Origin of the sequence: Streptomyces coerulescens (assembly GCF_042657965.1) — a bacterium.
GTDB classification, from domain to species: Bacteria; Actinomycetota; Actinomycetes; order Streptomycetales; family Streptomycetaceae; genus Streptomyces; species Streptomyces coerulescens.
The window spans coordinates 325,676-338,174 of the sequence record NZ_JBHSKM010000002.1 but is presented as its reverse complement, the minus strand read 5'-3'; the positions used below and the strand labels follow the sequence as shown (position 1 = coordinate 338,174).

Sequence of the window (12,499 nt, the reverse complement as noted above, 5' to 3'; positions counted from 1 at the left end):
GCCCGGCAGGTTACCAACCGCTTGGTACGTTGCCTCCGCCCGTGCGCACGATGGCAGGAAAGGTGGGGAGCTCGTCATTGCGGCCATCGCGCCGACTCCGAAGAATCGAAGGCATGGCGCAGCGAACCGTTCTCTTCGTCCTCTTCGACGCGGTGCAGAGCCTCGATGTCACCGGCCCGCTGGAGGTCTTCATGGGGGCCGAGCAGCACCGTCCGGGCACGTACCGCATCCGCACCGCCTCCCTGGACGGCGCTGCGGTCCGCACCTCCAGTGGCCTGACCCTCGTACCGGACCAGGCCCTCGACGAGCCGCCCGACGCGCACACCCTCGTCGTCCCCGGCGGCCAGGGCACCCGCACTCCGGAAGCCCGCCTGGTCGACTGGCTGCGCGAGCACGGCCCCCGAGCCGAGCGGCTGGTCTCCGTCTGCACCGGCGCGATCCTGCTCGCCGCCGCGGGCCTGCTGGACAGCCGCCGCGCCACGACCCACTGGGCGTACTGCGACAAGCTCGCCCGCGACCACCCGGGCGTCGAGGTCGACCCGGACCCGATCTATGTGCGCGACGGACATGTCGCCACTTCCGCCGGTGTGACCTCCGGCATCGACCTCGCCCTCGCCCTGGTCGAGGAGGACCTGGGCCGTGAGGTGGCCCTCGGTATCGCCCGCCATCTGGTCGTCTTCCTGCGCCGGCCCGGGAACCAGGCCCAGTTCAGTGCCCAGCTCGCCGCCCAGACCGCCCAGCGCGAGCCGCTGCGGGAGGTGCAGCGCTGGATCACCGAGCACCCCGACGCGGATCTCACGGTCGGGTCGCTCGCCACCCGCGCGAGCCTCTCACCGCGCCACTTCGCCCGCGCCTTCCAGACGGAGACGGGCATGACCCCCGGCCGGTACGTCGACCGCGTCCGCCTGGAACACGCCCGCCGACTGCTGGAGGACACCACCGACGGCATCGAGGAGATCTCCCGGGCCAGCGGCTACGGCACCCCGGAGGCCATGCGGCGCGCCTTCGTCAAGGCCCTCGGCGCGGCCCCGGCCGAGTACCGCCGCCGGTTCCGCCCGGCACCGGCCCGCTGACCCCACGAACCGACCGGAACCGCAACCGAAAGGCAGACCCATGCAGATCGCGATGGTCCTCTACGAACGCTTCACCGCCCTCGACATCGTCGGGCCCTACGAGGCGCTGAGCCGGCTCCCGGACGCGGAGGTGGTCTTCGTCGCCGAGACCGCGGGACCCGTCCGCGCCGACACCGGGTTCCTCGCCCTCACGGCCGACAAGGCGCTCGCCGACGTACCGAGTCCCGACATCGTCGTGGTGCCCGGCGGCCCCGGCACCTTCGACCAGATCGAGAACGAGACCATTCTGGACTGGTTGAGGACCGCCGACGGCACCAGCACCTGGACGACCTCCGTCTGCACCGGATCGCTGCTCCTCGCCGCCGCGGGCCTCCTCGACGGCCGCCGCGCCACGACCCACTGGCTCACCCTCGACTTCCTGACGCAGTACGGCGCCGAGCCCACCGGCGAGCGGGTCGTGCCCGACGGCAAGTACGTCACCGCGGCCGGCGTCTCCTCCGGCATCGACATGGGCCTGACCCTGGTCGGGAAGATCGCCGGCGACGAGCACGCGCAGGCCGTACAGCTGCTGACCGAGTACGACCCGCAGCCGCCCTACGACGCCGGCTCACCGCAGAAGGCGCCCGCGCACCTCGTCGAGGAGTTCCGCACCAACAGCCGGTTCAGCCTGGCGTAGGCACGTTCCAGGTGAAGTGCGGCTGCCTGCGCTCCAGGAACGCGGCGACCCCCTCCGCGGTGTCGCCGCTTCCGCGCGCCTGCCCGGCCCAGTGGGCGTCCCGGTCGGTGCGCCCGTTCGCGAACTCCTTCGCCGCGGCCTGCGTCAGCTGCGAGCGCGACGCCAGGATCCGGGTGAAGTCCGCCACCCGCTTGCCCAGTTCGCCCTCCGGCAGCACCTCGTCCACCAGACCCGTGCGCAGCGCCCGCGCCGCGTCGATCAACTCGCCCGAGAACAGCAGGTACTTGGCCGCGGCCGGTCCCACCAGCGACACCAGCCGCCGGGTGGAGGAGGCCGGGTAGACGATCCCGAGCTTGGCCGGCGTCACCCCGAACAGCGACCCTTCCTCGGCCAACCGCAGATCACAGGCGGCCGCCAGCTGAGACCCGCCGCCCACACAGTGCCCCCGGATCGCGGCCAGCGTCGGCTTCGGGAACGCGGCCAGCGCCTCCTCGGCGGCCACGGCCAGCTCCTGCGCCTCCTGCGGCGAGCCCTGCAGCGTCGAGATGTCGGCGCCCGCGCAGAACGTCCCGCCCTCACCGGTCAGCACCAGCACCCGTACGGCCGGGTCGGCGGCCAGCGTCTCGAGCAGCGGGGGCAGCGCGCGCCACATCGCGGCCGTCATCGCGTTGCGCTTGGCCGGATGGTGGATGACAACGGTGGCGACCGAGTCGGCGACGCCGTGCAGCAGCTGGGGCTCCATGCGGCGGATGCTATCCGCTTGCGCCGAACGGCCGATCACGAAGGGCCCCGCAATCGATCACGGCCCAGGGTTCGAAGAGGGGCAGAAGGAGACGAACGATCCAGGAGGCGCCGATGGCCAGGTCCCCCAAGCCCACGGGCGAGGCGGCGAAACTCCAGCGGGGCTTCGGCTGGCTCGCCGCCCTCGGGGTGCTGCTCGTCATCGGCGGCCTGATCGGGCTCCTCTACACCGCCTTCGCGACCCTGACCACGATGCTGCTGTTCGGCTGGCTGCTGCTGGTCGGCGGGCTCGTCGGCCTGCTGCACGCGGTCCAGGCGCGCGGCACCAACTTCTTCTGGCTCGGCGTGGTGGTCGCGGCCCTGAACATCGCGGCCGGCGTGGTGGTGATCCGCAGACCGGAGGCGACGGCCGAGGCGCTCGCCATGTTCGGCGCCCTGCTGTTCCTGACCGGCGGGCTGTTCCGGCTGGCCGGCAGCCTGGTGGTGCGCGGTCCGCAGATGGGCTGGACCCTGCTCCAGGGCGCCTTCGACCTGTTCCTCGGCATCCTGGTGCTGAGCGTGTGGCCCAGCAGCCGCTATGTGATGGGCACGCTCTTCTCGCTCGCCCTGCTCTTCGACGGGCTCGGCCTGCTCGCCACCGGCTTCGGCGGCCGCCGGGTCGTCGGTATGGTCTCCGAGCGCGTCGCGGGAGAAGGGGGCACCGGGCACGGACCGGGCAGGGGCGACAGCAAACCCGTACAACCCGAATAGTTCCCCAAGGTTGCACCAGCGGCACAGGAGCGGTCCCACAACTGACCGCGTCATACGCAGGCGGTCAGAAATGCTCGATACCTGCTGACTTCTGTTCAGTTCAACGGCCCGGACCTGCGCGTTACCAACACTCGAGTGGTGGTGACAATCGAGCGCGAGGGTGGCGACCGGACGATGGAGAACCACGGGCGCGGGTCCGGCCCACGCCCAGCAGGCGGCGCGAACGAGCCCGTCGGTCCGCAGCCGCCGAATTCCCTGCCCTACGAGGGCGTCTGGCGGTTCACCGCCCCCGCCGTGGACGCCTCGGTCCCGCAGGCCCGGCACGCCGTCCGGGATCTGCTGTACCGCCAGGGCGTGCCCGTCCCGGACGACCTCGTTCAGGGCGTGCTGCTGATCGTGTCGGAGCTGGTCACGAACGCCGTCCGGCACGCGGCACTGCTCTCGCCGATGCTCGCCGTGGAGGTCGCCGTCGGCGCCGAGTGGCTGCGGGTGTCGGTGGAGGACAACCACCCCTACCGCCCGACCGCCCTGGAGGCCGACCACGGCCAGACGGGCGGACGGGGGCTGCTCCTGGTGCGCGAGGTGGCCCGGGAGGCCGGCGGTGTGTGCGACGTCGAGCACACGGCGAGCGGCGGCAAGGTGATCTGGGCCGCCGTGCCGCTCAAGCCCGTGCACGTGCCCTAGCGTGCCCTGGGGGGTGTCCGCCGGACCGTCCCGCGTCCGCGGGACACCCCCGGGACGGTCACCAGCCGGCCGACGGGCCCGTCAGCTCGCGCATCGCGGGACGTGCCGAGTCCAGCACGGTCATGAACCAGGACGAGAAGGTGTCCTTCGCATGGCGCTCGGCCAGCTCGGCCGGCGTCACGAAGGCCGTCTCACCGACCTCCTCCGGGTCCGGGCGCGGCGCGGACTGCACCAGGCCGACGAAGAGGTGGTTGTACTCCTGCTCCACCAGGCCCGAGTCCGGGTCCGGGTGGTTGTAGCGGACCGTGCCCGCCTCGGCGAGGAGCGACGGGGAGACGCCCAGTTCCTCGAACGTCCGCCGGGCCGCGGCCGCGAAGGGCGCCTCGCCGGGGTACGGGTGGCCGCAGCAGGTGTTGGACCAGACGCCGGGGGAGTGGTACTTGCCGAGCGCGCGCTGCTGGAGCAGCAGCCGGCCCTGCTCGTCGAAGAGGAACACCGAGAAGGCGCGGTGCAGCTGTCCCGGTGGCTGATGGGCGGCGAGCTTCTCCGCGGTGCCGATCGTCACACCGTTCTCGTCGACGAGTTCCAGCAAAATCGCGTCAGCGGTGCCGTTCGACGGACTGTGCGTCGTGGTGGCAGGTGTGATCGGCATACCCATCCTTCACTCGGTCTTGCGCCCCAAGTGTGCCGTACGAGTACGACACTCCCGGCAGTTGATCGTGCCCGGCGCGGCGGGCACGGAACCGTCCGAGGAGGGGCTCTGAGCACTAGGACGCGACGGACCACCGGAAAGCTGCATTCCGCCCGTCCTGACGCCTTATAGGACCGTACGGTTGTTTTAGTGGTGACAGTGCGCACGCACGTCAGTGACAGAGCCGGGCCTCGTGTTCGGCGTGCCCGATCGGCTCCAGCTGGAAGGTGCAGTGCTCCACGTCGAAGTGGTCGCCGAGGCAGCCCTGGAGCTCGTGCAGCATCTTCTCGTGGCCGATCGCGTTCAGGACGTCGGAGCGCACCACCACATGGGCCGACAGCACCGGCATGCCGGACGTGATCGTCCAGGCGTGCAGGTCATGGACATCCTCGACTCCGTCCAGGGCCAGTATGTGGGCCCGCACCTGAGCCATGTCGACGTTCTTGGGGGCCGACTCCAGCAGGACGTCGAGGGTCTCGCGCAGCAGTTTCAGGGTGCGGGGCACGATCATCAGGCCGATGACCAGCGAGGCGATGGGGTCGGCGGCCTGCCAGCCGGTGGTCAGGATCACCGCGGCGGAGATCAGCACCGTGAGCGAGCCCAGGGTGTCGGCGGCGACCTCCAGGAACGCGCCGCGTACGTTCAGGCTCTCCTTCTGGCCCCGCATCAGCAGCGTGAGCGAGATCATGTTCGCGACCAGGCCGATCGCGCCGAACACGATCATCAGGCCGCCCTCGGTCTCGGCCGGCGTGAAGAAGCGCTGGATCGCCTCGAAGAGGACGTAACCGCCGACGCCCAGCAGGAGCAGGCAGTTGGCGAGGGCGGCGAGGATCTCCGCGCGGGCGTAGCCGAAGGTGCGCGTGGTGCTCGGCGGCCGGTTCGCGAAGTGGATCGCGAGCAGGGCCATGCCCAGCCCCACCGCGTCCGTCGCCATGTGCGCGGCGTCCGCGACCAGGGCGAGCGAGTCCGCGACGACACCGCCGACGATCTGGACCACCATGACGCCGAGCGTGATCGCCAGCGCGACGCGCAGCCTCCCGCGGTACGCGGCAGCCGCGGTACCGGTCGTGGGCGCGTGCGAATGCCCGTGGTCGTGCCCAGCCCCCATGAAAGCCGCCCCTTCCGTGTCCTTCGGACGATCGGAATTTCCGTCCCGGGATCACAGTGAACTACGGGTGGGGGGTATCGGGCAACGCGGCACTGAACACCGTTGTCATCTGCCCTGACCTGCGGAAACGATCCGCAGGTCAGGGTGGTGCGCATGATCAGAGGCCGTGGTGCAGCTGCCAGCCCGCCCACGCCGAATCGACCATCTCGCGTACCCCGCGCCGGGCCGTCCAGCCGAGCTGTTCGGCGGCGAGCGCGGCCGAGGCGACCGCGCGCGGGGCGTCGCCCGGGCGCCGCGGCTCGACGACGGCGGGGCGCCGGTCGCCGCTGACCTCGCCGATGACGGTGATCAGCTCACGTACGGAGACGCCCTCGCCGCTGCCGATGTTGACGGTCAGATCGCCGCCCGCATCCGGCTCGCCGAGCCTCCGGGCCGCCGCCAGATGCGCCTCGGCGAGATCGGCGACGTGAATGTAGTCACGGACGCAGGTGCCGTCCGGCGTCGGATAGTCGTCGCCGAAGATCCGCGGGGCCTCACCCCGGGTGAGCCGGTCGAAGACCATGGGGACGATGTTGAAGACGCCCGTGTCGGCCAGCTCGGGCGCGGCGGCGCCGGCGACGTTGAAATAGCGCAGACATACGGTGGAGATCCCGTGTGCCCGGCCGGCCGCGCGCACCAGCCACTCACCGGCGAGCTTGGTCTCGCCGTAGGGGTTCACCGGCGCGCACGGAGTGTCCTCCGTGATGAGATCCACATCCGGGTTTCCGTAGACGGCGGCGGACGACGAGAACACGAAACGCTCGATGCCCGACTCCGCGACCGCCTCCAGGAGTGTGGTGAGTCCACCCACGTTCTCCCGGTAGTAGCGCGCGGGCTGCGCCACGGACTCACCGACCTGCTTGCGCGCCGCGAGATGCACCACACCCGTCACGGCGTGCTCGGCGAACACCCGCTTCAGCAGGTCGCCGTCCAGCGACGAGCCCTCGACCAGCGTGACATCTCCCGGGAGCCGCGCGGGGTACCCGGCCGAGAGATCGTCCAGTACGAGCACATGTTCCCCGGCGCCGGTCATGGCGCGCGCCACATGTGCCCCGATGTAGCCCGCTCCGCCTGTGATCAGCCATGTCATGGTCGCCCACCCTATGCGCAGCCCTTCGCGCGCTACGCAATGTCGCCGATGCCCCGTTCTGTACGCACGAGTTTGTGGGCGGAGCCCGGGATCCCCGATGATGATCGCGGCCGAGTTTCGGCAAACCCCGCCGCTCGCTTCGCCGAACGGCTGGTGAACGTTGGCTTCCAATCATCCGATAGCCTCTGCCGACAAGCCGCCCGGCCGCACCGCCAACAGGCGCTGCCACCCACGTACACGACCGGCGCGGACATGCCGGCACCCAGGGAGTGAGTTCGGTTGTCGACCGCCATCCTCACCGGTCAGCCGGTCCCCGGATCGTCGATCGAGGACGATCTGCGGTCCCTCGGCTACGACGTGCGGGTCGCCGCCGACGCGGCCGAGGCCGAGACGCTCCTCGCCCAGGTGCCGGGTGACCGGCGCGTCGCCCTGGTCGACGCCCGCTTCGTCGGCCACCAGCACGCGCTGCGCCTCGGTCTGACCGACCCGCGCTTCCCGCTCGCCGCGATCCCGGGAGCCATGACCGCCCAGTCGGCCGGCCGGCAGGCCCTGACCCGTGCGATGGCCCGCGAGAACTCATCGGGCGGTTCCTCCGAGTTCTCCGCGTCGCCGGAGCAGGGCGGCGGCGCCGCCACCGTCGCCGTGGACAGCCTCGCCGACCGTATCGTCACCGCCCTCGACGACGACGGCACCGACGTCCACCGCCCCGAGCTCGGCAGTCTGGTCGCCGCCGTACCGGCCGACCCGCAGGCCCGCAACGAGGCACGGCAGGCGGTCGCGGCCGTCGACGACGAGGCCATACGCCTGAAGTCGGCCGTGAAGGCCCGCGACGGCTTCTTCACGACGTACTGCATCAGCCCGTACTCCCGCTACATCGCCCGCTGGTGCGCCCGCCGGGGCCTGACGCCCAACCAGGTCACCACCGCCTCCCTGATCACCGCGCTCATCGCGGCGGGCTGCGCGGCCACCGGCACCCGGGTCGGCTTCATAGCGGCCGGTCTGCTGCTGATCTTCTCGTTCGTGCTGGACTGCACGGACGGCCAGCTCGCCCGCTACTCCTTGCAGTACTCCACGCTCGGCGCCTGGCTCGACGCCACCTTCGACCGTGCGAAGGAGTACGCCTACTACGCGGGCCTGGCCCTCGGAGCGGCCCGCGGCGGCGACGACGTATGGGCCCTCGCCCTCGGCGCCATGGTCCTGCAGACCTGCCGGCACGTCGTGGACTTCTCCTTCAACGAGGCCAACCACGACGCCACCGCAAACACCAGTCCCACCGCCGCCCTCTCCGACAAGCTCGACAGCGTCGGCTGGACGGTCTGGGTGCGCCGGATGATCGTCCTGCCCATCGGCGAGCGCTGGGCGATGATCGCGATCCTGACGGCGGTCACCACCCCGCGCATCACCTTCTACGCGCTGCTCATCGGCTGCGCTTTCGCCGCGACCTACACGACGGCGGGCCGCGTGCTGCGCTCGCTGACCCGCAAGGCCCGCCGCACCGACCGTGCCGCCCAGGCACTGGCCGACCTCGCGGACTCCGGGCCGCTCGCGCTGAGCGTCGCGGGGGCGCTCAAGAACGCGGCGCGGCGACTGCCCGGCTTCGCCGTCCCCGCGGTGGCCCTGCTCGGCGGCGTCGCCGTCGTCGCCACGGCCGCGCTCACCGACTTCGGCGGGCCGTGGCCGCTCGTGGCCGCGCTGGTGTACGCGGCGACCTCGGCCCTCGCCGTCGCCCGCCCCCTCAAGGGCGCCCTCGACTGGCTGGTCCCGCCCTTCTTCAGGGCCGCCGAATACGGCACCGTCCTCGCGCTCGCGGTTAAAGCCGAGGTAAACGGAGCCCTTCCTGCGGCTTTCGGCCTGGTGGCTGCCGTCGCCTACCATCACTACGACACGGTGTACCGCATCCGCGGCAACGCCGGAGCGCCCCCGGCCTGGCTGGTGCGCGCCATCGGGGGGCACGAAGGACGGACGCTGCTCGTCACCGTCCTCGCCGCGGTGCTCTCCGCCTCGCAGTTCACGGTCGCGCTCACGGCCCTCGCCGTGGCCGTGGCCCTCGTGGTGCTCGTCGAGAGCATCCGCTTCTGGGTGTCCTCCGGGGCCCCCGCCGTACACGATGAAGGAGAACCCGCATGATCGGCCTCGTGCTGGCGGCCGGCGCCGGACGGCGTCTGCGCCCCTACACCGACAGCCTTCCCAAGGCTCTGGTGCCGGTGGGGCCCGCGGGCATAGAGGGCGAACCGACGGTTCTCGACCTGACCCTGGCGAACTTCGCCGAGATCGGTCTGACCGAGGTCGCGATCATCGTCGGCTACCGCAAGGAAGCGGTGTACGAGCGCAAGGCCGCGCTGGAGGCGAAGTACGGCCTCAAGCTCACCCTCATCGACAACGACAAGGCCGAGGAGTGGAACAACGCCTACTCCCTGTGGTGCGGACGTGACGCCCTCAAGGACGGCGTGATCCTCGCCAACGGCGACACCGTCCACCCGGTCTCCGTCGAGAAGACGCTGCTCGCCGCCCGCGGTGAGGGCCGTCGCATCATCCTCGCCCTGGACACGGTCAAGAGCCTCGCCGACGAGGAGATGAAGGTCGTCGTCGACCCCGCCAAGGGCATGACGAAGATCACCAAGCTGATGGACCCCGCCGAGGCCACCGGCGAGTACATCGGGGTCACCCTCATCGAGGGCGACGCCGCCACCGAGCTGGCCGACGCCCTCAAGGCCGTGTGGGAGACCGACCCGCAGCAGTTCTACGAGCACGGCTACCAGGAGCTCGTGAACCGCGGCTTCCGCATCGACGTGGCGCCGATCGGCGACGTCAAGTGGGTCGAGATCGACAACCACGACGATCTCGCCCGCGGACGGGAGATCGCATGCCAGTACTGACCCGGCTGATCCCTTCGCCGGTCGTCGTCGACATCCGCCCGGGTGCCCTGGACGACCTGGCCTGTGTGCTCGCCGACGAGCGCATCTCGCACTCCGGCAAGCTCGCCGTCGCCGTCAGCGGAGGCTCCGGCGCGGGACTCAGGGAGCGGCTCGCTCCAGCGCTGCCCGGTGCCACCTGGTACGAGGTGGGCGGCGGCACCCTGGACGACGCGGTCCGGCTGGCCAGTGACATAAAGGCCGGACGCTTCGACGCCGTCGTCGGGCTCGGCGGCGGCAAGATCATCGACTGTGCCAAGTTCGCCGCGGCGCGCGTCGGCCTTCCGCTGGTCGCCGTACCGACGAACCTCGCGCACGACGGCCTGTGCTCGCCGGTCGCCACCCTCGACAACGACGCCGGGCGCGGCTCCTACGGGGTGCCGAACCCGATCGCCGTCGTCATCGACCTCGATGTCATCCGCGAGGCGCCCGTGCGCTTCGTGCGGGCCGGCATCGGTGACGCCGTCTCCAACATCTCCGCCATCGCGGACTGGGAACTGGCCCACCGGGTCAAGGGCGAGAAGATCGACGGCCTCGCCGCCGCGATCGCCCGGCAGGCCGGTGAGGCGGTGCTGCGCCACCCCGGCGGCATCGGGAACACCGACTTCCTCCAGGTCCTGGCCGAGGCGCTGGTGCTCAGCGGTATCGCCATGTCGGTGTCGGGCGACTCCCGTCCGTCCTCCGGCGCGTGCCACGAGATCAACCACGCCTTCGACCTGCTGTACCCGAGGCGCGCCGCCGCCCACGGTGAGCAGTGCGGGCTCGGCGCGGCCTTCGCGATGTACCTGCGCGGAGCCCACGAGGAGTCGGCCTACATGGCCGAGGTGCTGCGTCGGCACGGGCTGCCGGTCCTGCCGGAGGAGATCGGCTTCACGGAGGACGAGTTCGTCCGCGCGGTGGAGTTCGCTCCGCAGACCCGGCCCGGCCGCTACACGATCCTCGAACACCTCGACCTGACAACCGACCAGATCAAGGACATCTACGCCGACTATGTCAAGGCCATCGGTAGCTGAACTCCGCCCCGTCGTTCACCCCGCGGGGGTGAAGGACCGGCGCAGCGGTGAGCACTGGATGGGACGCCTCTACATGCGCGAGGTGTCCCTGCGGGTCGACCGCTACCTGGTGAACACCAGGGTCACGCCCAACCAGCTCACGTACCTGATGACCGTCTTCGGTGTGCTCGCGGCCCCGGCGCTTCTGGTGCCGGGGATCACGGGCGCCGTGCTTGGCGTGGTGTGCGTCCAGATGTATCTGCTCCTCGACTGCGTCGACGGCGAGATCGCGCGCTGGAAGAAGCAGTACTCCCTCAACGGCGTCTACCTCGACCGGGTCGGTGCCTACCTCACCGACGCCGCCGTGCTGGTCGGCTTCGGCCTGCGTGCCGCCGACCTGTGGGGCAGCGGCCGTATCGACTGGCTGTGGGCCTTCCTCGGCACGCTGGCCGCGCTCGGCGCCATCCTGATCAAGGCCGAGACGGACCTGGTCGGGGTGGCCCGCCACCAGGCCGGCAAGCCGCCCGTCCAGGAGGCCGCGTCCGAGATGCGCTCCTCCGGCATGGCGATGGCCCGCAAGGCCGCCGCCCTGCTGAAGTTCCACCGCCTGATCCTCGGCATCGAGGCCTCGCTGCTGATCCTGGTCCTGGCGATCGCCGACCAGGTCCGCGGCGACCTCTTCTTCTCCCGGCTCGGCGTCGCCGTACTCGCCGGCATCGCGCTGCTCCAGACCCTGCTGCACCTCGTGTCCATCCTCGCCTCCAGCAGGCTGAAGTGAACGGCATGAAGGTCGGCGCGGTCATCATCACCATGGGCAACCGCCCCGACGAGCTGCGCGCCCTGCTCGACTCGGTCGCCAAGCAGGACGGCGACAAGGTCGAGGTGGTCGTCGTCGGCAACGGCTCACCCGTCCCGGACGTCCCCGAGGGCGTCCGCACGATCGAGCTGCCCGAGAACCTCGGCATCCCCGGCGGCCGCAACGTCGGCATCGAGGCCTTCGGGCCCAGTGGCCGCGACGTCGACATATTGCTCTTCCTCGACGACGACGGACTTCTCGCCCACCACGACACCGCCGAGCTCTGCCGCGAAGCCTTCGCGGCCGACCCGAGGCTCGGCATCGTCAGCTTCCGCATCGCCGACCCCGATACCGGGGTCACCCAGCGCCGCCACGTCCCCCGGCTGCGCGCCTCCGACCCGATGCGTTCCTCCCGGGTCACCACCTTCCTCGGCGGCGCCAACGCCGTCCGTACCCAGGTCTTCGCCGAAGTCGGCGGACTCCCGGACGAATTCTTCTACGCCCACGAGGAAACCGACCTGGCATGGCGGGCCCTCGACGCGGGCTGGATGATCGATTACCGGTCGGACATGGTGCTGTTCCACCCGACCACCGCGCCCTCGCGGCACGCGGTCTATCACCGCATGGTGGCTCGCAACCGCGTCTGGCTCGCCCGCCGCAACCTCCCCGGCCCCATTGTCCCGGTCTATCTGGGCGTATGGATGCTTCTCACCCTGGCCCGACGCCCCTCCCGCCCCGCCCTGCGTGCATGGTTCGGCGGATTCCGGGAAGGCTGGACCACTTCGTGCGGTCCCCGCAGGCCCATGAAGTGGCGTACGGTGTGGCGGCTGACTCGACTGGGCCGACCACCCGTCATCTGACAGGCTCGACCCTGAGGGCGACCGGGCCCGACGGCCCCAGGTTCATGCCAGACCCGCACAGTCTGCGCATCTCGAAGACGAAAGTTT

General features: G+C 70.9%; 13 protein-coding genes. 9 read left to right on the top strand and 4 right to left on the bottom strand.

The window, feature by feature from the left end; all coding sequences use genetic code 11:
- The first annotated feature begins 113 nt into the window (after positions 1-113).
- Together ACFPQ9_RS03080 and ACFPQ9_RS03075 are read left to right on the top strand one after the other, a co-directional pair.
- Positions 114-1,073: a GlxA family transcriptional regulator gene (locus tag ACFPQ9_RS03080; RefSeq protein WP_380846044.1), complete on the top strand. Its 960-nt coding sequence runs from the start codon at positions 114-116 to the stop codon at positions 1,071-1,073.
- 40 nt (positions 1,074-1,113) lie between these two features.
- Positions 1,114-1,749: a DJ-1/PfpI family protein gene (locus ACFPQ9_RS03075; RefSeq protein ID WP_380846041.1), complete on the top strand. Its 636-nt coding sequence runs from the start codon at positions 1,114-1,116 to the stop codon at positions 1,747-1,749.
- Here ACFPQ9_RS03075 and ACFPQ9_RS03070 read toward each other — a convergent pair.
- A complete protein-coding gene (locus ACFPQ9_RS03070) occupies positions 1,736-2,491 on the bottom strand; it encodes an enoyl-CoA hydratase/isomerase family protein (RefSeq protein WP_380846038.1) in 756 nt (251 codons plus the stop codon). The genes ACFPQ9_RS03075 and ACFPQ9_RS03070 overlap by 14 nt on opposite strands.
- A 113-nt stretch (positions 2,492-2,604) precedes the next feature.
- Here ACFPQ9_RS03070 and ACFPQ9_RS03065 point away from each other — a divergent pair, with 113 nt between their 5' ends.
- Together ACFPQ9_RS03065 and ACFPQ9_RS03060 are read left to right on the top strand one after the other, a co-directional pair.
- Positions 2,605-3,240 (top strand): HdeD family acid-resistance protein, encoded by a 636-nt coding sequence (locus ACFPQ9_RS03065; protein WP_380846035.1) that lies wholly within the window; start codon positions 2,605-2,607, stop codon positions 3,238-3,240.
- A gap of 174 nt (positions 3,241-3,414) precedes the next feature.
- Positions 3,415-3,924 carry an ATP-binding protein gene (locus ACFPQ9_RS03060; RefSeq protein ID WP_380848369.1) on the top strand — a complete coding sequence of 170 codons (510 nt, stop codon included), beginning with the start codon at positions 3,415-3,417 and terminating at the stop codon, positions 3,922-3,924.
- Positions 3,925-3,982: 58 nt separating this feature from the next.
- On the opposite strand, the gene idi is transcribed toward ACFPQ9_RS03060, so the two are convergent.
- The 3 genes from idi to galE form a co-directional block, all read right to left on the bottom strand.
- Positions 3,983-4,576: an isopentenyl-diphosphate Delta-isomerase gene (gene idi, locus ACFPQ9_RS03055; RefSeq protein WP_380846032.1), complete on the bottom strand. Its 594-nt coding sequence runs from the start codon at positions 4,574-4,576 to the stop codon at positions 3,983-3,985.
- Between the two features lie 211 nt (positions 4,577-4,787).
- Entirely contained in the window at positions 4,788-5,723 is a 936-nt protein-coding gene (locus ACFPQ9_RS03050) for a cation diffusion facilitator family transporter (protein ID WP_380846029.1), read from the bottom strand.
- 157 nt (positions 5,724-5,880) lie between these two features.
- Positions 5,881-6,852 (bottom strand): UDP-glucose 4-epimerase GalE, encoded by a 972-nt coding sequence (gene galE / locus ACFPQ9_RS03045; RefSeq protein ID WP_380846026.1) that lies wholly within the window; start codon positions 6,850-6,852, stop codon positions 5,881-5,883.
- Positions 6,853-7,131: 279 nt separating this feature from the next.
- Here galE and ACFPQ9_RS03040 point away from each other — a divergent pair, with 279 nt between their 5' ends.
- The 5 genes from ACFPQ9_RS03040 to ACFPQ9_RS03020 are packed head-to-tail and all read left to right on the top strand — an operon-like array spanning position 7,132 to position 12,412.
- Positions 7,132-8,979, top strand: a complete 1,848-nt coding sequence (locus ACFPQ9_RS03040; protein WP_380846023.1) for a DUF5941 domain-containing protein — start codon at positions 7,132-7,134, stop codon at positions 8,977-8,979.
- Positions 8,976-9,728 (top strand): phosphocholine cytidylyltransferase family protein, encoded by a 753-nt coding sequence (locus tag ACFPQ9_RS03035; RefSeq protein ID WP_380846020.1) that lies wholly within the window; start codon positions 8,976-8,978, stop codon positions 9,726-9,728. Before ACFPQ9_RS03040 ends, ACFPQ9_RS03035 begins: the two co-directional genes overlap by 4 nt.
- Positions 9,716-10,777, top strand: a complete 1,062-nt coding sequence (locus ACFPQ9_RS03030; protein ID WP_380846017.1) for an iron-containing alcohol dehydrogenase family protein — start codon at positions 9,716-9,718, stop codon at positions 10,775-10,777. The genes ACFPQ9_RS03035 and ACFPQ9_RS03030 overlap by 13 nt, the downstream gene beginning before the upstream one ends.
- A complete protein-coding gene (locus ACFPQ9_RS03025; RefSeq protein ID WP_190067590.1) occupies positions 10,755-11,534 on the top strand; it encodes a CDP-alcohol phosphatidyltransferase family protein in 780 nt (259 codons plus the stop codon). The genes ACFPQ9_RS03030 and ACFPQ9_RS03025 overlap by 23 nt, the downstream gene beginning before the upstream one ends.
- Positions 11,535-11,539: 5 nt before the next feature.
- Positions 11,540-12,412, top strand: a complete 873-nt coding sequence (locus ACFPQ9_RS03020; protein ID WP_380846014.1) for a glycosyltransferase family 2 protein — start codon at positions 11,540-11,542, stop codon at positions 12,410-12,412.
- The last annotated feature ends 87 nt before the right edge of the window (positions 12,413-12,499 follow it).

Bases quoted from the DNA above. Each gene is read 5' to 3' on its own strand.
- galE (WP_380846026.1), bottom strand. From the start codon at position 6,852: ATGACATGGCTGATCACAGGCGGAGCGGGCTACATCGGGGCACATGTG.
- idi (WP_380846032.1), bottom strand. From the start codon at position 4,576: ATGCCGATCACACCTGCCACCACGACGCACAGTCCGTCGAACGGCACC.
- ACFPQ9_RS03035 (WP_380846020.1), top strand. From the start codon at position 8,976: ATGATCGGCCTCGTGCTGGCGGCCGGCGCCGGACGGCGTCTGCGCCCC.
- ACFPQ9_RS03075 (WP_380846041.1), top strand. From the start codon at position 1,114: ATGCAGATCGCGATGGTCCTCTACGAACGCTTCACCGCCCTCGACATC.
- ACFPQ9_RS03065 (WP_380846035.1), top strand. From the start codon at position 2,605: ATGGCCAGGTCCCCCAAGCCCACGGGCGAGGCGGCGAAACTCCAGCGG.
- ACFPQ9_RS03060 (WP_380848369.1), top strand. From the start codon at position 3,415: ATGGAGAACCACGGGCGCGGGTCCGGCCCACGCCCAGCAGGCGGCGCG.
- ACFPQ9_RS03050 (WP_380846029.1), bottom strand. From the start codon at position 5,723: ATGGGGGCTGGGCACGACCACGGGCATTCGCACGCGCCCACGACCGGT.
- ACFPQ9_RS03025 (WP_190067590.1), top strand. From the start codon at position 10,755: ATGTCAAGGCCATCGGTAGCTGAACTCCGCCCCGTCGTTCACCCCGCG.
- ACFPQ9_RS03070 (WP_380846038.1), bottom strand. From the start codon at position 2,491: ATGGAGCCCCAGCTGCTGCACGGCGTCGCCGACTCGGTCGCCACCGTT.
- ACFPQ9_RS03020 (WP_380846014.1), top strand. From the start codon at position 11,540: ATGAAGGTCGGCGCGGTCATCATCACCATGGGCAACCGCCCCGACGAG.
- ACFPQ9_RS03080 (WP_380846044.1), top strand. From the start codon at position 114: ATGGCGCAGCGAACCGTTCTCTTCGTCCTCTTCGACGCGGTGCAGAGC.
- ACFPQ9_RS03030 (WP_380846017.1), top strand. From the start codon at position 9,716: ATGCCAGTACTGACCCGGCTGATCCCTTCGCCGGTCGTCGTCGACATC.